Source organism: Pseudoalteromonas sp. US3C1004 (genome assembly GCF_048401065.1).
GTDB lineage: Bacteria > Pseudomonadota > Gammaproteobacteria > Enterobacterales > Alteromonadaceae > Pseudoalteromonas > Pseudoalteromonas undina.
In genome coordinates, this window is the sequence record NZ_CP183073.1 from 506,744 (window position 1) to 524,639 (window position 17,896).

At 40.9% G+C, this 17,896-nt stretch carries 15 protein-coding genes, 5 tRNA genes and 1 other RNA gene; 19 read left to right on the forward strand and 2 right to left on the reverse strand.

The window, feature by feature from the left end:
* Positions 1-175: 175 nt before the first annotated feature.
* The 8 genes from ACNSN3_RS02335 to ACNSN3_RS02370 all read left to right on the forward strand — a co-directional run bounded on the left by ACNSN3_RS02335 (position 176) and on the right by ACNSN3_RS02370 (position 7,145).
* Positions 176-251: transfer RNA gene (locus tag ACNSN3_RS02335), tRNA-Phe, on the forward strand.
* A 72-nt stretch (positions 252-323) separates the two neighbouring features.
* A tRNA-Thr gene (locus tag ACNSN3_RS02340) sits at positions 324-399 on the forward strand.
* Positions 400-448: 49 nt separating this feature from the next.
* A tRNA-Phe gene (locus tag ACNSN3_RS02345) sits at positions 449-524 on the forward strand.
* Between the two features lie 61 nt (positions 525-585).
* Positions 586-661: transfer RNA gene (locus tag ACNSN3_RS02350), tRNA-Thr, on the forward strand.
* Between the two features lie 49 nt (positions 662-710).
* A tRNA-Phe gene (locus ACNSN3_RS02355) sits at positions 711-786 on the forward strand.
* Between the two features lie 578 nt (positions 787-1,364).
* Positions 1,365-2,780 carry a TolC family protein gene (locus tag ACNSN3_RS02360; protein ID WP_418608478.1) on the forward strand — a complete coding sequence of 472 codons (1,416 nt, stop codon included), beginning with the start codon at positions 1,365-1,367 and terminating at the stop codon, positions 2,778-2,780.
* Positions 2,770-4,065, forward strand: coding sequence for an efflux RND transporter periplasmic adaptor subunit (locus tag ACNSN3_RS02365; RefSeq protein ID WP_418608480.1), 1,296 nt, complete (start codon positions 2,770-2,772; stop codon positions 4,063-4,065). The genes ACNSN3_RS02360 and ACNSN3_RS02365 overlap by 11 nt, the downstream gene beginning before the upstream one ends.
* A complete protein-coding gene (locus ACNSN3_RS02370; RefSeq protein ID WP_418608482.1) occupies positions 4,062-7,145 on the forward strand; it encodes an efflux RND transporter permease subunit in 3,084 nt (1,027 codons plus the stop codon). The genes ACNSN3_RS02365 and ACNSN3_RS02370 overlap by 4 nt, the downstream gene beginning before the upstream one ends.
* 146 nt (positions 7,146-7,291) lie before the next feature.
* On the opposite strand, the gene ssrS is transcribed toward ACNSN3_RS02370, so the two are convergent.
* Positions 7,292-7,475: non-coding RNA, 6S RNA (gene ssrS / locus ACNSN3_RS02375), on the reverse strand.
* 537 nt (positions 7,476-8,012) lie between these two features.
* On the opposite strand from ssrS, the gene ACNSN3_RS02380 reads away from it, so the two are divergent.
* From ACNSN3_RS02380 to ACNSN3_RS02395, 4 genes are read left to right on the forward strand one after another with little or no spacing between them, the layout of a single operon-like run.
* On the forward strand, positions 8,013-8,576 hold the full coding sequence (locus ACNSN3_RS02380; RefSeq protein WP_008110427.1) for a UPF0149 family protein: 564 nt from the start codon (positions 8,013-8,015) through the stop codon (positions 8,574-8,576).
* Positions 8,577-8,612: 36 nt separating this feature from the next.
* On the forward strand, positions 8,613-9,935 hold the full coding sequence (gene pepP, locus ACNSN3_RS02385; protein WP_418608485.1) for a Xaa-Pro aminopeptidase: 1,323 nt from the start codon (positions 8,613-8,615) through the stop codon (positions 9,933-9,935).
* A gap of 14 nt (positions 9,936-9,949) precedes the next feature.
* Positions 9,950-11,137, forward strand: coding sequence for a 2-octaprenyl-6-methoxyphenyl hydroxylase (ubiH, locus tag ACNSN3_RS02390; protein WP_418608487.1), 1,188 nt, complete (start codon positions 9,950-9,952; stop codon positions 11,135-11,137).
* Entirely contained in the window at positions 11,134-12,300 is a 1,167-nt protein-coding gene (locus ACNSN3_RS02395; protein ID WP_372858662.1) for an FAD-dependent monooxygenase, read from the forward strand. Before ubiH ends, ACNSN3_RS02395 begins: the two co-directional genes overlap by 4 nt.
* Positions 12,301-12,548: 248 nt before the next feature.
* Here ACNSN3_RS02395 and ACNSN3_RS02400 read toward each other — a convergent pair whose 3' ends face one another.
* Positions 12,549-13,748, reverse strand: a complete 1,200-nt coding sequence (locus ACNSN3_RS02400; protein WP_418608489.1) for an alpha/beta hydrolase-fold protein — start codon at positions 13,746-13,748, stop codon at positions 12,549-12,551.
* A 424-nt stretch (positions 13,749-14,172) separates the two neighbouring features.
* On the opposite strand from ACNSN3_RS02400, the gene rpsF reads away from it, so the two are divergent.
* The 7 genes from rpsF to ACNSN3_RS02435 all read left to right on the forward strand — a co-directional run bounded on the left by rpsF (position 14,173) and on the right by ACNSN3_RS02435 (position 17,801).
* The gene (gene rpsF / locus ACNSN3_RS02405) at positions 14,173-14,514 is read left to right on the forward strand and encodes a 30S ribosomal protein S6 (protein ID WP_008110420.1); all 342 of its coding nucleotides are present in this window, start codon (positions 14,173-14,175) and stop codon (positions 14,512-14,514) included.
* 43 nt (positions 14,515-14,557) lie between these two features.
* Complete coding sequence (gene priB / locus ACNSN3_RS02410; protein WP_008466122.1) at positions 14,558-14,875, forward strand: primosomal replication protein N; 318 nt, start codon at positions 14,558-14,560, stop codon at positions 14,873-14,875.
* A gap of 12 nt (positions 14,876-14,887) precedes the next feature.
* Positions 14,888-15,115 (forward strand): 30S ribosomal protein S18, encoded by a 228-nt coding sequence (gene rpsR / locus ACNSN3_RS02415; protein ID WP_002962753.1) that lies wholly within the window; start codon positions 14,888-14,890, stop codon positions 15,113-15,115.
* Between the two features lie 36 nt (positions 15,116-15,151).
* The gene (gene rplI, locus ACNSN3_RS02420; RefSeq protein ID WP_008110407.1) at positions 15,152-15,604 is read left to right on the forward strand and encodes a 50S ribosomal protein L9; all 453 of its coding nucleotides are present in this window, start codon (positions 15,152-15,154) and stop codon (positions 15,602-15,604) included.
* Between the two features lie 225 nt (positions 15,605-15,829).
* Positions 15,830-16,381 carry an RNA polymerase sigma factor gene (locus ACNSN3_RS02425; protein WP_054202246.1) on the forward strand — a complete coding sequence of 184 codons (552 nt, stop codon included), beginning with the start codon at positions 15,830-15,832 and terminating at the stop codon, positions 16,379-16,381.
* Entirely contained in the window at positions 16,368-16,853 is a 486-nt protein-coding gene (locus ACNSN3_RS02430) for a hypothetical protein (RefSeq protein ID WP_010390851.1), read from the forward strand. Before ACNSN3_RS02425 ends, ACNSN3_RS02430 begins: the two co-directional genes overlap by 14 nt.
* A 9-nt stretch (positions 16,854-16,862) precedes the next feature.
* Entirely contained in the window at positions 16,863-17,801 is a 939-nt protein-coding gene (locus ACNSN3_RS02435; protein WP_010390853.1) for a DUF4097 family beta strand repeat-containing protein, read from the forward strand.
* Positions 17,802-17,896: the final 95 nt, after the last annotated feature.

Genomic DNA, 17,896 nt, shown 5'->3' on the forward strand with positions numbered 1-17,896 from the left:
GAAACGTCGCTAGTTGTTTGAAAACCGTTCAAACAGTTGCAAAGGATAAAAAAAAAGTTGACTTGTAAGGGCAAAACTCGTTTAATACGCCGCACGCCCAGATAGCTCACTAAGAAGTGTCTTGTGGGAGTTGCATTAAAAATCAGGTAAGATTTTTAATTAGCACTGTTTAAGTGCCTCGATAGCTCAGTTGGTAGAGCAGAGGATTGAAAATCCTCGTGTCCCTGGTTCGATTCCGGGTCGAGGCACCATTTATTATAGTAATGGTGTTTAAGTAAATAAATTAAACATTTTTACGCGTGCCTTAGCACACAGTTTTGTGTGCCGACTTAGCTCAGCTGGTAGAGCAACTGACTTGTAATCAGTAGGTCAACCGTTCGACTCGGTTAGTCGGCACCATTTATTTTAATTAAGTGTTTTAATAACATTTAATTAGCACTGTTTAAGTGCCTCGATAGCTCAGTTGGTAGAGCAGAGGATTGAAAATCCTCGTGTCCCTGGTTCGATTCCGGGTCGAGGCACCATTTACAAAAAGTTATCAATCTTTAAAATTGATAAAGTGCCTTAGCACACACAGTTTTGTGTGCCGACTTAGCTCAGCTGGTAGAGCAACTGACTTGTAATCAGTAGGTCAACCGTTCGACTCGGTTAGTCGGCACCATTTATTTTAATTAAGTGTTTTATTAACATTTAATTAGCACTGTTTAAGTGCCTCGATAGCTCAGTTGGTAGAGCAGAGGATTGAAAATCCTCGTGTCCCTGGTTCGATTCCGGGTCGAGGCACCATTTATACAAAGCCTCGCACATGCGGGGCTTTTTTGTTTCTGAATTTAGCTTAGCCATTGTTCGGCATCGAACTACGTTCGATTATAAAATACATCCTTGTATTTTCCCCTTCGGGCCATCTTTCAGATGTTAAAAATTGTTCCTGACAATTTTTTGTCGGGTCGAGGCACCATTTATACAAAGCCTCGCACATGCGAGGCTTTTTTGTTTCTGAGTTTAGCTTAGCCATTGTTCGGCATCGGACTACGTTCGATTATAAAATACACCCTTGTATTTCCCCCTTCGGGCCACCTTTCAGATGTTAAAAATTGTTCCTAACAATTTTTTGCCGCTTTAGCTGGTGTAATGCCAACAGCAAACCCTGCCGTCTTTTCTATATCTACTTTTTAAGAGTTTCAATTAATTCTTTGGTTAAAGCTTAGCTTACTCATTTATTTGTGAATATTACGTTAGTGCTTGGCGTATTAAATACACTTATAAACTAATCGCAAGCTATGTAATGTTATGTAAAGTCAATTGAGCAACGTTTATTAAAGTGATTGAATAACATTCATAAATAGCACTAATCAGGTTTAAACATGATGTGGCAATATAAGCCATCTTTATTAGCAATAAGCATTATAATGCTAAGCGGTTGTGCGAGTAACTTAAACCCATCGCAGCGCCAACAAGCTCCAAATAATTTACCACAGCAGTGGCAGCAACAAGCAGCAAGTTCGGTATTAAAAGTGGATGATGAATGGTTAACTCCACTGCACACGCCATTACTTAATAAATACGTAAAACAAGCGCTTAAAAACAACCAACAACTATTACAAACCAGCTATGATGTCGCTATTACTAAGCAGCAACTAATAGCAACCGGAACAGCTCTTTGGCCTAGTTTAGATTTATCTTCGCGTACTAGCCGCAGTAAAGGTAACCGGCCTGTTAGCTATAATAATGCCAGCTCTGTCAGCTTAAACTTAAATTACGAAGTTGACTTATGGGGTAAGCTGTCAGATTCAAAACGAGAAGCTAACCTTTCATATTTAGCTCAAAAAGCGCGTTTTGAACAAGCTAAACAGCAACTGGTTTCAGATGTTGTACAAGGCTGGTTTGATGTTGTGTCTGCGCAGCAGTTACTTGATTTATATAAGCGCCGTGAAGAGAATGCTAAGCAAAACCTCGATATAATTGAATCGGGTTACCGCCAAGGTATAAACGAAGCGCTTGATGTTTATTTAGCCCGCAATGAGCTTAATAACGAACGCTCACGCATTGCCACTCAAACAGCGAGTTTATCAAGTGCAGCGCGAGTGCTTGAACGCTTACTAGGTGAGTACCCAAAAGGGGCTATTGCAGCAAGTACTGACTTACCGGTTGTTGTTACCGAAATTCCAGTTGGTATTCCTTCAGAGCTCATTACTCGAAAGCCTGCATTACTTGCTAGTTGGTACGAGTTATTAGCTAGTGATGCGTCACTGGCTTATGCGCATAAACAGCGCTTTCCGAGTTTAAATTTAACTGCAAGCTTAAGTGATAGTACAGATCGAGTGAGTGATTTGTTTTCTCCTTCAAGCCTCGCATGGTCTTTACTCGGAAGTATTTCGGCACCTATTTTTGAGGGAGGGCGTTTACAAGCCAATGAAGAAATAGCGCGTCTGAATACTCAAAAGCAAGAGCAACAATACTTGCAAACTCTGTACGATGCATTTGCTGATGTAGAAAATGCAATATCGCAGCAGCAGTCTTTAAAAGCGCAGTACACCAGTACCCTTGAAGCACAAAAAAATGCACTTGCGGCCGAGCAATTATCGTTTGAGCAATATCAAAGTGGCTTGGTCACTTACACCACAGTATTGGATGCACAAGGGCGCTCGTTCGATGCGCAAAGTTCATTAATACAAATTAAAAACCAATTAATCGCAAATAGAATTAACCTACATGTTGCCCTTGGTGGTGATTTTGAAAAACCGTCAAGCGACTTAAAGAGCAATAACGATGAACACTAAAACAGCTAAAATTATTATTCCAGCCGCGGTTGTTGTTACCGCTCTTTTAATTGTATTTTTTATTAAGAGTAATCCGCCAGAGGCGAGACGCTTTACTTCAGCACCAAAAGCAGCAATTAGTGTGTCTGTAATTGAGCTTGTGCCTCAAAGTTATCAAGTAATGATAGACAGCTACGGTACGGTAAAACCTCGAACACAAAGCTTACTTGTTGCTCAAGCATCTGGGCAAATAATTGAAGTGAGCGATGAGTTTAGAGAAGGTGGCTTTTTTGAAAAAGGCGACGTGTTATTAAAGCTAGATGATAGAGATCATCAGGCAGAGGTTAAATCTGCTCAAGCTAATTTACTCACAGCAGAGCAAAGCTTATTAGAAGAAAAGGCCCGCGGGCAACAAGCACTAACTGATTGGAAGCGCCTTGGTGGTTCAAGCCAAGCCAGCAGCTTGGTATTACGTGAGCCGCAATTAGCAGCTGCGCAAGCACAAGTGCTATCGGCTCAAGCTGCTCTTGAAAAAGCAGAGCTTGATTTAGAACGGACAAAGGTTACTGCACCTTATGCTGGGCGCATACTGAGTCGTAGTGTCGATTTAGGTCAAGTAGTGAGTAACAATACCCAACTTGCCACTATTTACGCTATTGATAGTGTTGAAATTCGCTTACCAATAAAAAATAAAGACCTTTCGTTTGTTAACCTGCCAGAGCAATACCGTGATGGTGCTAAAAACCAAGCGGGTTCGTTAGTTAAATTTAGTTCTGATTTAGTGGGTGAGCAAATATGGCAAGGCCAACTTGCACGCACTGAAGGCGCTATTGACGAAAACGCGCAGCAACTTTACGTGGTAGCAAAAATAGACGACCCATATAAATCAACCGCCAGTAATCAGTATCCAATTAAAATAGGGCAATACATTAAGGCGCAAATAGCGGGTAAAACGGTGCAAAATGCATTGATCATTCCTAACAGCACAATTTACCAAGGTACTTATGTTTATGTGGTTGAAGGTGATGTATTAAAGCGTAAAGACGTTACTTTTGCATGGCAAAACGCCAATCAAGCAATGATCAAAACCGGTTTAAAAGCGAACGATAAATTAGTTGTTACGCCGCTAGGGCAAGTAAGCTCAGGCACTAAAGTGAGTATTTTAGGTGAAGAGCCAAAAGAAAAAGTACCTAAAAATAAGCGCCCGACTCGTGAGCAGCTAGAGCAAAAAGCAAAAGAGCTTGGTATCAGTGTTGAAGAGTTAATAAAAAAACGTCGCGCAGCCAAGCAAGGAGATAAAGCATGATTGCTTGGTTTACTAAAAACCATGTTGCTGCCAATTTATTGTTAGTAACTTTGTTGTTGTCGGGACTATTTAGTTTATCGAGTAAAATACCACTTGAGGTGTTTCCGTCTTTCGAAACAGACATGATAAGCGTAGGTGTTAGCCTGCGTGGTGCAACCCCTGAAGATGTAGAGCAGGGCGTAACAATTCGTATAGAAGAGGCCGTGCAAGACCTAGAGGGCATTAAACAAATATTTAGCCGCTCGTCAGAGGGCTCAGGCTCTGTAACCATTGAGGTTGAAAGTGGTTACGATCCTCGTGAACTGTTGGCTGATATTAAAAGCCGAGTAGATGCGATTAATACGTTTCCTGGCGATGCAGAAAAACCGATTGTTGCGCTGGCTGAGCGTAAAAGAGAAGTAATAGCCGTTACCGTATCAAGCGATTACGGCGAAAAAGAAACGCGTGAATATGCAGAAAAAGTGCGAGATCAAATACTTCGCTTACCTAACGTAACACAGGTAGAGCTAAGTGGTGTACGAGACTACGAGTTAGCCATTGAAGTTAGCCAAGACACACTTCGCCAGTACAGCCTAAGCCTTGCGCAAATATCGAGTGCTATTGCTAATTCAAGTTCTGATATTTCTGCTGGTAACTTAAAAACAGAAGGTGGCGATGTACTAATTAGCTCAAAAGGGCAGGCTTATCGTAAAGATGAATTTGCCAGCATAGTAGTAAAAAACCAAGCCGACGGAACGATTATCCGCTTAGGTGATATTGCTACAATTAAAGACGATTTTGAAGAAACGCCAGTACGCACCCGTTTTAATGGTAAGCAAGCGGCGTTTATAGACGTTTACCGAATTGGCCCGCAAAGCGCGATAACCGTGGCAGACGATGTTAAAAACTACATTGAAGAACAGCAAGCCACGCTACCACAAGGTTTTAAACTAAGTTATTGGGACGACGATTCAGAGCTAGTTAAAAGCCGTATCGCCACCTTAACCAGTAATGCTTTACAGGGTGGTATTTTAGTACTGGCACTACTCACGCTATTTTTACGCCCAGCAATTGCATTTTGGGTGTTTATTGGTATTCCTGTATCGTTTATGGGCGCATTTATCGCGATGCCAATTTTTGGTGTAACGTTAAATATAATGAGCTTATTCGGCTTTATTTTAGTACTTGGTATTGTAGTAGATGACGCCATAGTAACCGGCGAAAACGTGTATACCCATTTAAAAACGGCAAAATCCGGTGAGCAGGCTGCTATATTGGGTACTCAAGAAGTTGCGACTCCGGTTACCTTTGGTGTACTGACTACCGTTGCTGCCTTTTTACCTTTAGCATTTATTGAAGGGGCGCGCGGCGCCTTATTTGCACAAATTCCGGTAGTGGTTATTCCAGTTTTATTGTTTTCGCTAATTGAATCTAAATTTGTATTACCAGCACATTTAAAATACATAAAACTACGCCACCAAAAAGGTGAACCATCAAAGTTTGAAGCGATTCAACAACGTTTTGCTGATGGCTTTGAAAGTGCAATTTTAAAATATTACCAACCTATATTAAACACTGCTTTACGCCATAAACTAGCAACGGTTAGTTTATTTGTGGGGGTATTTTTTATTATTTTAACCATGATCACCAGTGGTTGGACTAAGTTTATCTTTTTCCCACGAATTCCTAGCGAAACTGTACGAGTCAATCTAACACTGCCAACAGGTACACCGTTTGAAGTAACCAATAAATACGTGATTGATATGTCCGAAAAAGCGCAGCAATTACAAGACAAATATCGCGATCCTAATACAGGCGAAAGCGTTATTTTAAATATATTAGCCACTACTGGCGGACGCGGTGGCGCGTCTAACTCCGGAGCGGTACGCTTTGAGATTACACCTGCAGAGCAGCGTGAGTCAGATATAGGTTCGCGAGAGCTTGCTAGTGAATGGCGCGATTTAATTGGTGTTATTCCTGGCGCTGAAAGCCTAACATTTAGAGCTGAAATTGGCCGAAGTTCAGACCCAATAGACGTTCAACTAAGTGGTACTTCACTAACAATATTGCAAGATGTAGCTGATAATATTAAAAATCGTTTAGCAACGTACCCAACGGTGTTTGATATTGCTGACAGTATGTCTGACGGTAAAGAAGAGTTGCGTATAGAGCTTACGCAACAAGGTTTGGCGCTTGGTTTAAACCGTGTAAATGTGGCAGGACAAGTGCGTAATTCGTTTTTTGGCTCGCAGGTTCAGCGTATTCAACGCGGACGAGACGACGTGCGTGTAATGGTTCGTTTACCTATTGACGAGCGCCGCTCTGTAGCTGATTTACAAAACATACTAATAAGCACTCCCGATGGCGGCTCTGTGCCATTGTCGCACGTGGCAACACTTACGGCAGGACAAAGCCCATCAACCATAAACCGTATTGATCGTTATCGCACACTAAACGTGACGGCTGATATTGAAAAAAACAACACCAACATGACGGTGCTTCAAGCCGACCTAGCACAATATTTAGACGAGTTAATGCAGCAATACCCAGGTGTTGATTACAAACTCGAAGGTGAAGCCAAAGAGCAAAGAGAGTCGTTTGGCTCATTGGCTTGGGCGTTAGTGTTTGTGTTTTTTATAATTTATGCGTTATTGGCCATTCCGTTTAAGTCATACATGCAACCAATTATTGTTATGAGTGTTATTCCATTTGGCATGATTGGCGCAGTAGTAGGGCACTGGATAATGGGTATGGATTTAACCATTATGAGCCTACTAGGTATGCTTGCGTTAATAGGGGTTGTAGTGAACGATTCGCTTGTATTAGTCGATTTCATTAATAAAAAACGCAGCGAAGGTGGCGATTTAATAGAGGCAGTTAAACTTGCTGGCGCATCGCGCTTTCGCCCGGTTATGCTCACCAGTTTAACCACTTTTATAGGTTTAATGCCGCTGCTGTTTGAAAAGGCGACTCAGGCGCAGTTTTTAATACCTATGGCAGTAAGCTTAGGATTTGGGATTATATTTGCGACTTTTATAACCTTATTACTTGTTCCCGTTAACTATATGCTGATGGAGCGCTTTCAAGGTTGGTTTAAGTAGTGTTAGGCATTAAAAAGACAAAGGGATAGGTGTTAGAAATAAGTTTAATATCGGGCTGTGGAGACGCAGTTCGATATATTTAAAGACGAAAGATAGGGAATATTTAGTTATAAAGAAATGCTTGAGAACCTAAGCTATAAAGGAAGGTGTTCCCCGAGAATGCGGTGCTCGGTGTCAGTCCTGAAACCTTGAGGTTTCAGGGCGGAAATCTGCGGTTTACCGTAGGCTTCTCGGTACATGCCGAGCTTGCACAATAGTAAACGAACAAAAATCCTGGTATAAAATTTATCGGCTCAGGGACTTAACCAAGCTCCTGCACCCCAGGGAACAAATTTAGTATATAAGACATATTCCAATCCTTAAACCCCAATCGTAAAAAATTAAACTGTTCGCTCAGTTTTCCTTCAAATTTAGGGTCTGTTGACCTTTACGGATTAAAATTTGTTCAAACTAGGGGGGGTTAATCGCGGCGCGAGGTTTGTAACCTAGTGGGCTAAGTAAAAACCGAGCAAAGCTTCCGCGTCCTGCTCACGCCCCTTACCTACATCCATGTAGGCAACAAAGAGTAAATCGCCCCTAGGCAGAACTCTTCGGGCAGCGCCTGTTTGGCATTGATGCTGCGTTATCGCCTATTTATGGGGAATAACCACACCACATAGGCCCTGCCTTGCCTAAATACCAAACAGACTGCTGAAAATTTAACCTTGAAGGGTCAACAGACCCTAATCTTGTATTTACTTTTAAGATTGCTTTTTGAACTCAATTTGCTTTTCAATCGCTTGCTTTTGACCTCAGTCATAGAATTCATTGGAGTTGCTTTTTATCGAGTGGTAGCATTGCTTTAATTAGCAAAGCGAAGACGTCATTATGAATAACTTACCAGATTACGAAAAAGCCCAACTTCTTTTAGAGAAAAATGAAATATTTGTATCACCCGCAGAAGCGCATGGCGTTATTAGCGGCTTACTTGCTTGTGGGCTAAGCATTGACGATAAAGAATACTTAGGCTTACTGAGCGATGTATTTAATGATGGCGAGTCGTTTAGTAACGATTTAAAACAGTTTTTTGGCCAAATTTATCAACAAGTAGTTGAAAGTTTTAATAACGAAGAGTTTCAATTTGACTTGTTTTTGCCTAGTGATGACGAAACACTCATCGATCAGGCTAACGGGCTCGTATCATGGGTAGCTGGGTTTATGTTGGGTTTTGGCTTAAAGCAAAAAGACTATGGCAAGCTGTCGGCAGATGTAAAAGAAGTGATCAGCGACTTTAGCGAAATTACACGCCTAGATACAACTTTTGAAGAAACCGAAGAAGATAGCCAAGCACTCCATGAAGTGATTGAGTACGTACGCGTATCGGCACTACTGTGTTTTGCTGAGCTAGGCAAAGAGCAAAATCCACAAAGCAACAAAAAAACACTGCATTAATTGAGCAACACAATAAAAGTAATAGGTTAGTTATTAATGGTTGAAATACAAAAGTCAGAGTTTAAAACGCGCCGCGAGCGTTTATTGGCGGCAATGGATAATAACAGTATTGCTATAATTCCCGCAGCAACAGAACTCACGCGTAGCCGTGATACTCATTATCCGTTTCGACAAGACAGTGACTTTTTTTACTTAACTGGTTTTAACGAACCCGATGCCGTGTTGGTGCTTTGCAAAAACAGTGATACACCCTCACTATTATTTTGCTTAGATAAAGACAAACTTGCAGAGGTATGGCACGGCAGACGCATTGGTTTTGAAAAAGCACAAAGCGAATACTTATTCGACAAAACTTATGCACTTAGTGAGCTAAATGAACAATTATTGAATTTGGTGAACGGCCAACAGATTTTATTTTATGCACAAGGGACGTATCCTGCCTTTGACGGCAAAGTATTTTCAATGCTTAACACTTTGCGTAGTGCCCCTAAAAAAGGGGATACAGCACCGAGTACAATTAAAGATATTCGCCCTTTATTGCATGAAATGCGCTTATTTAAATCGCCAGGCGAAATTAACATTATGCGTGAGGGCTGTGAAATAAGCGCTCGAGCACACATGCGAGCCATGCGTTTTTCCCACGTTGGCGCAACCGAGTTTCAACTAGAGGCAGAGCTTCATCATCACTATGCAATGAACGGTGCGCCACATCCTGCTTATGGCACTATTGTCGGCAGTGGCGATAACGCCAATATTTTGCACTACACCCAAAATAGCGACGTATTAAACAATGGCGACTTAGTACTGATTGATTCAGGCTGTGAGCTACAAGGCTACGCCGCCGATATAACGCGTACTTTCCCCGTTAACGGTAAATTTAGCACTGAGCAAGCTGCGCTTTATAATATTGTACTTAAAGCGCAAGAAGTCGCTTTTAGCGAAATAAAACCCGGTGGCCTCTTATCTCAGGCAAATAAACTCGCTATGCAAGTACTAACCCAAGGGTTACTCGATTTAGGTATTTTAACCGGCGATTTTGATGAGTTAATGGCACAAGGTGCCTGTAAAGAATACTACATGCATGGTCTTGGTCACTGGTTAGGACTTGATGTTCATGATGTGGGCGATTACAAGGTTAATAACCAAGAGCGTGTCTTAGAGCCGGGTATGGTGCTAACCATTGAGCCTGGGCTGTATATTAGTAAAGACTCAAATGCGCCTCAAAAATACCAAGGTATAGGTATTCGTATTGAAGATAACTTATTAGTAACTGATTCAGGTCATGACAACTTAACCATTAGCGTGCCTAAAACAATTAGTGAAATAGAAGCGTTAATGCAAAGCGCTAAAAACGCATAAGCTTGGAGATAAAAGTGGCTAAGCAGTTTGATATTGTAGTAATTGGTGGTGGTTTAGTTGGCGCAAGTTGTGCTCTAAGTATAAGTAAAAAAAATCCCAGCTTAAATATTGCTGTAATTGAAGCAAATCGAGTAACCACTGATTATCATCCAAGCTTTGATGACAGAAGCATCGCACTTGCCCAGCAGTCGGTAGAGTATTTACAAAGCCTCAATTTATTTGAAATGAAGGCTCCCTATGCTGCCGCCATAAAAAAAGTGAGTGTGTCAGACAGAGGGCACTTTGGTAAAACCCATATACAGTGTGATGAGTTTGCAAAACCCTCATTAGGTTATGTGGTAGAGGTAAACCCATTTGGCAGAGCGCTGCATCAGCGTTTAATGCAATCAAACATATCGCTTTTTTGCCCAGATAGCGTAACAGCGATAAAACAAAACGCCGATAGTAATGAACTTACATTACAAAGTAGCGAAAAACTCAGTGCTAAGCTGTTGGTGATTGCCGACGGTGCACAGTCGCCAACTCGTAATTTATTAGGGCTCGGCTTCAATACTCAGCCTTATAAACAAGGTGCGATTATTGCCAATATAGAAGTCGCTGGTGGACACCATCATCAGGCGTTTGAGCGGTTTACCCAAAATGGCCCAATGGCTTTATTACCCATGAGTAATAACCGCTATTCGTTAGTATGGTGTATGCGCCAAGAACATATTGAGCAGTATATGTCGCTAAGTGAACCAGACTTTATAAGTGCGCTGCAAACTGCCTTTGGTTATCGTGCAGGACAGTTTATAAAAGTCGGTATGCGCGCTAGCTACCCTCTAGTTTATGGGCAAATAGAATCGTTAACGACGCACCGCACAGTGGTGATAGGCAACGCGGCACACGCAATTCATCCTATTGCAGGACAAGGCTTTAATTTAGGGTTGCGAGATGTACAAGTGCTGAGTAACTTAATTGCAAACAGTGAACATGATTTAGGTAGCTATGCTTTTACTCGTCAATATTCAATCAAGCGCAGTGATGATATAAAAACCGTAATGACATTGACCGATGCCTTGGTTCGACTTTTTTCAAACTCATCACGGGTGTTAGCGCTTGGTCGTAGTATTGGGCTATTTTCAATGGATTTATTCCCCGCATTAAAAGCCCCATTAGCAAAACAATTAATGGGTCAAGTTAAACAAGGTACACGTTTATGAAACAAGTACAGGTTTGTATAGTGGGTGGTGGCTGCGTTGGGTTAACGCTGGCGCTCGGGCTTGCTAAAGCGAATATTAGCGTGGCTGTGTTAGATGCTGCGCCAACTCAAGCTCCACCTAGCGATGATTATGGCTTACGAGTTAGTGCACTAAGTATAGCCAGCCAAACCTTGCTGGAGCAATTAAATGTATGGCCACACATAATAGCTGAGCGTGCTTGTGCTTATACGCACATGGATGTACGCGATGCCGACAGCTTTGGAAAAATAACCTTTAATAACGAGCAACTTGAGCTTGAGCATTTAGGGCACATTGTTGAAAACGATATTATTCGTTTTGCGCTAATAAAAGAGCTTGAGCAACAAAGTAATGCCACAGTGATGTTTGATACTGAGTATCAGCAAATACATCAAAGTGAGTCTGACGTATTTATTAATTTAAAAACTGGCGAGCCTATTATTGCTAAGTTGCTGGTGGCGGCCGATGGCGCAAATTCAGCGATTCGTAAACAGTTTAATATGGCGCTGAGCTTTAAAGATTACGATCACCATGCGTTAGTAGCGACAGTTAAAACCAAAGAGTCACACGCAAATACCGCACGCCAAGTATTTTTACCAACGGGGCCACTAGCGTTTTTACCACTAAGCGATGAGCATACTCATTCAATTGTGTGGTCAACCAGCCCCAATCATTGCGATGAATTGTTAGCAATGGACGACACCGCCTTTAATAAAGCAGTTATGGCTGCCATAGATGGCCAATGTGGTTTATGTGAAGTGCAAAGTAAGCGCGTCGCGTTCCCACTTAAAATGCGTTACGCCCAACAATGGGTTAATGGCAAGGTGGTGTTAATGGGCGATGCAGCGCATACCATTCATCCATTAGCAGGGCTCGGTATGAACCTGGGCCTAAAAGATGCCGCTTATTTAATTGAGCTACTAAGTCAAGACGCCAAAGAATTTGCCAGTACGCGCACACTGCGTGATTACGAGCGCACCCGTAAGCTCGACGCACAAAAACACATCGCCATGATGCAAGGGCTAAAAGAGCTATTTGAAGGTGCAAACCCAGTTAAAAAGCTGATTCGCGGAGTCGGGCTATCGCTGGTTGATAATCTTGGGCCTATAAAGCACCTGTTCGCCAAAGAAGCGATAGGGAAGTGATAAAGACAAGCAGTCAGTTTTTAGCTATCAGCTTTCAGCCAAAGAAAAACCGATGTTTAGTTTAAACATCGGTTTTTTTGTTTATAGGCTAATGTCTTTAAAAAGCTATGCTTTTCACGCGAGCAAGCTCGGCGTTTACAATAAACCTTAATACCGAGTTTGGTTCTAATTGTAGGCGTACAGCTTGCTGACGGGACGAGCGAAGCTCGTAATTATCGTTAGCTAAAAAGCGCTTGGAATTAAATCAGCTACAAATTTTCTTGTGCTTCATTCACCATATCTTTGAGCGCATCAACTAACATTGGATCTCGCGAGTTTTGTTTAGCAAGTTTTAGTGCGTTTTTCATACTGGTAACGGCTTCTTTAAACTGTTTGTCAGCAGTGTAACCTTGCGATAATCGCATGTGGGAGTATGCTGCATTAGGATAATCGCTAGTAAAGCGTTTAAGTGTGGAGATAGCTTTGTTAGTGTTACCAAACTTTTGCTGACTATGCGCAAATTCTACGTACACATCTTGTGGGATTTTAAGCTCAAATCCGTACTTATCACTAAGTGCTTGGTAATAACCGGTAATCAATGATACATCCGCAAATTTTCCGTGCTCGTCAGTCACTTTAAATATTAGGTCGCTAAATAAGTGAATTAAGCTATCGCTAAGTGCTGGAAGTATGGTGCCCATATGAGTAAAAGAGGAGTAATGCTTATATTCCCATTTTAGCTGCGTGGGCATTTGTTGCTCTAAATTTACTAAAGTATTTAATGCACCTGTATAAAAGCGTGCGCCTTCACTTGCTACACTAATAAATAACGCTTGAGCGCCTTTAGGGTTTTTAGTGTATTTAGTGATATTACTTTTTAACTCTTCATCACTCCACCAACTATTTGGGCTTATGGCTATATAGTTGTTAAATAATTCCGGCTGATTAACTAAAGTATAAAGCGCTAATGTACCAGCATTAGAATGACCAATTAAGGTGTTGTAACCATTAGTTGGGTAGTTGCTATTTATATAGGGCATGAGCTCATCAGACACAAACTTTAAAAAATTATCGGTTTGCCCTGCGTCAGGCCATTTACTTTTAACAAAGGTTTGAAACTCAGTTTTAGGCTCCCCTTGTACTTTAGGTAAGTAATCACGAACGCGGTTGGTTGTATCGATAGCAACAAGCATTGCATTAGGTATCTGCTCGTAAACAACAAGGGATTTTATTACGCCAGACGCCGTATGAAAATGTTCAACACCATCAAGTAAATAAATAACATAAAGGGGCTGCTCGTCTTTTACGGTTTCAGGTATGAAAATTCTGACAGGCCTATCTTCATTAAGTATTTTTGATTGAAGAATGACTTTTTTACCCACGGTTATGTCGGTTGTAGCGGTGTTTGCATAGCTTAAAAAAGAGGTACTAAAAGTAAGTATTAATACAAGCGATAATAAAAGCTTCATAAATATCCTTATTTAATAATGTGTTGCTTGATAATTGCACGGCTTTAGGTTTGAGTAAATGTTTATATTTTAGAAGCAAATGTAGAGCTTAAATAATTTAAAGCTATGCTTTTCAAGCTCGGCGTCTACCCCGTAAATATTAAGCACTTATCTTTATTTTATTTGTTGATATAAAGGGAGTATCCAATAATGTCTTCCCGAAACCCGAAACCCGAAACCCGAAACCCGAAACCCGAAACCCGAAACCCGAAACCCGAAACCCGAAACCTTTAACACTTATCTATCAAAGCTTAAAAAACCTGCTTGCTTAATTATCCTACTAAGCGTAAAATGCGCGCTCATTTCGGCTTTTAAACTATTAATTCCTTGCCTTAAACCGACCGGCCGAAACGGTAGAAGGCTCTATTAACCGTAAGGAATATCCATGCGTCATTACGAAATCGTATTCATGGTTCACCCTGATCAGAGTGAGCAAGTATCTGGTATGATCGAACGTTATACTGGTTCTATCACTGAAGCAGGTGGTACTATCCACCGTCTTGAAGACTGGGGTCGTCGTCAACTGGCTTACCCAATCAACAAGCTTCATAAAGCTCATTATGTTCTTATGAACGTTGAAGCACCAACTGAAGTAATCAGCGAGCTAGAAACTACTTTCCGCTACAACGATGCAGTGCTTCGTAACTTAGTTATGCGTACTAAAAACGCTGTAACTGAAGCGTCTCCTCTTGTAAGAGAAGAGAAGAAAGAAGCACCAGCTGCTTAATTGTTTTGAGTCCTAGCATGGCACGTAGTCAGCAGTTACTATAATGGTTAGCCCATATACGAATCAGCTGGTTATATCGGGGGTAGTTTGTAAAACACCCAAGTTTAGCCAAAGCCCCGCGGGCATACCGCATTGTATTTTTGTTGTAGAACATAAATCGATGCAAGTTGAAGCAGATCTTAACCGTAATAGTTATGTTAGGCTTCAGGTGGTTGCCAGTGGTAAGCAAATGCAACAACAGACTCAACATTTGCACGTTGGGCAGGCATTGCAAGTGAGTGGTTTTTTAAATCGCCACGAAGGTCGTAACGGCCTTAGCCAATTGGTTTTGCATGCTCAGCATATAGAAAGAATTATTTGAGGAATTAATCTCATGGCACGTTATTTCAGACGTCGTAAGTTCTGCCGCTTTAAAGCGGAAGGCGTACAACAAATCGATTACAAAGATCTAGCTACTCTTAGAAACTATGTTACAGAAAGTGGCAAAATCGTACCTAGCCGTATCACAGGTACTAGCGCTAAATACCAGCGCCAGCTAGCAACTGCTATTAAGCGTGCTCGCTACTTAGCCCTTCTTCCATACACTGACTTACATAAGTAAGCAGCGGATTAACACGTTTTTAAAAGGTGTAGAAACATGCAAGTTATTCTACTAGATAAGATCGCTAACCTAGGTGGCCTAGGTGACCAGGTTGTAGTTAAATCTGGCTTCGCACGTAACTTCCTTTTCCCACAAGGTAAGGCAGTTCCTGCAACTAAAGCAAACATTGAAACGTTTGACGCACGTCGCGCAGAACTAGAAGCAAAAATCGCTGAACAGTTAACTGCAGCACAAGCACGCGCTGACAAACTTGAAGCATTAGCTGAAGTTACATTAGTATCTAAAGCTGGTGACGAAGGTAAATTATTCGGTTCAATCGGTACTCGTGACATCGCTGACGCTATCTCAGCTGTTGGTGTTGAAGTTGCTAAATCAGAAGTTCGTTTACCTCTAGGTACTATCCGTGAGACTGGCGAATTTGACGTTGCAATCGCAGTACACTCAGACGTAACAGCTACTATTAAAGTAATCGTTATTGCTGAAGCTTAATTTTTAAAATTAAGTTAAAAAAAACCGTGCTTTGCACGGTTTTTTTGTGTCTAAAATTTATAACCCAAAGCAATAAATTGTTTGTTGTGGATAAAATCAAACACCTTTCTAAAATAAACCTTAATTTTCTACAAATATTTTTTATTTCATTTAAACCTTTCTATTCTTCTGCGCGTCTAATAAGTTAAATTGCAATTACATAATTATAAACAGGAAAAATTTGCGATGTTAATGGACGCTAATCAGCCAATAACTGATCAAGTGCAGCAAATGCTTATTGATCAAGTTAAAAACGGCGACCAGTTAGCTTATAAAGCGCTCTATGACATGCATAAAGCAAAAGTTTATGGCTTATGCCTGAGGCTTATAGCCGATGAGGAGTATGCACAAGATGCTACCCAAGAAGTATTTGTGCAAGTATGGAACAAAATAGCGCAATTTGATGGACGTTCGCAGTTTTCCACTTGGCTTTATAGTGTCGCCAGTAATATTGCTATTAGTTATGTGCGCAGACAAAAACATTGGCTTAATAAAGTAATTAGCTTTGAGCAAAGCGGAATGGATGAACAAGCTGCACATGACTGTAACGGATTAAATGGGCTAGATAAATTAATTGTTAGACTGCCTGAGCGCGCAAGAATGGTATTTGTGCTTTATGCAGTAGAAGGTTACAGGCATGAGGAAATTGCAACCCTGTTAGGTATGGCGGTAGGCTCTAGTAAGGCGCAATATCATCGTGCAAGGCAATTATTAAAGCAGTGGTATGAAAATGAGTAAAACAAATTTTGATGACTACTTAAATGAGTCTTTAACCCAGTTAGATAAAAATATTCCACCAAAAAAAGAACTGTGGAATGGGATTGAGCGCGCAATAATAGCTAATAATCAGCCCACTATTAATACTAATCAATATTGGCCAAAGCTCACCGCCATTGCTGCATGTTTTACCGCGGTTTTGGTCAGCACAGTATTGTTATTTAAAGTACCAGAGGCAAATACTGCAGTGGCAATGAGTGAGTTTTTTACTAAACAAAAACAAAGTTTACTAGTGCAATATCAAAGCCAAGCAGCATTGACCGACAATTGGCAAGTACAGTTACAAGAACTTGAAGATGCAGAGCAAGCAATAAAGCAAACTCTTGAAAATGAACCGAAAAATAAGGCGCTATTGTCTATGTTAGCGCAAGTTTATCAACAACAACTCGACTTAATTAACAAGGTGCATGCACCGCGTTGGCAACACATCTAGGAGAAATAAATGAAAGCAATAATATTAGGGATCGCTTTATTACCCATGGCCGTATTTGCTGGTGAAAAAATAGATCAGCAAATTGAGGTACCCAATGCTGGGGTGATCCACATTGAAAACCAGCGTGGTGATATTAAAGTGACAGGTTGGGATAAAAATCAATTTAAAGTAACCGGTGAACTTGATGATAAGGCACAAGGCTACACACTTAAAACACAGGGTAATAAAACCCAGTTTATTGTGAAAATGCCTGAACTTTCTAATTGGGATAATAACAACAATGGCTCAACGCTCACTATTTTTATGCCAAAAAGTAGTGCGCTAGAATTTGTGGGTGTTAATGCATCTATAACGGCCAAAGAGTTACAAAAAGGTACTGAAATTGATGTAGTTAATGGGGCTATTACAGTAAACGATCTTAATGGCGATATTAAGCTGACCACTGTAAATGGTGACATCAAGGCAAAAGCACTTAATGGTAAAGTTCAATTTGAAACTGTTAATGGTTCGATTGATGATCAGCAATCTAGCGGTGAAGTTCGTTTTAGTGCGGTTAATGGCGATATTACATCAAACTCGACGGCCAATGATATTCGCTTAGAAAACGTAAATGGCGATATTAACTTTAATTTAGATACAATTAAAGAGTTACAAATAAGCACCGTTAATGGCGAAGTTAAGGTACAAATTAACCGCCTTCTGAGTGATGCTGATGTGAGTTTTGAATCTGTTAGTGGTAACGCTGCGTTTTATTTCCCTGCTGATTTATCAGCACAATTTGAGGTGGAAGCACACGCTGGCGGTAAAATTGACAACCAGTTAACTAACGATCAAGTACAAAAAGCCAAATATGGCCCAGCAAGTGGAATTAAGTTTAATACTAATGGCACTGATGCTAGCGTAGAGATGAATACTATTAGCGGTGTTATCGAACTTAAACGTCAATAATTAGCTATTTTATTTTAAGTAACAAAAAGCAGGAAAAGATTTCCTGCTTTGCTATTTGCACAGCCCCGCCAAGTCGATAGAATAGAGCTATTCAA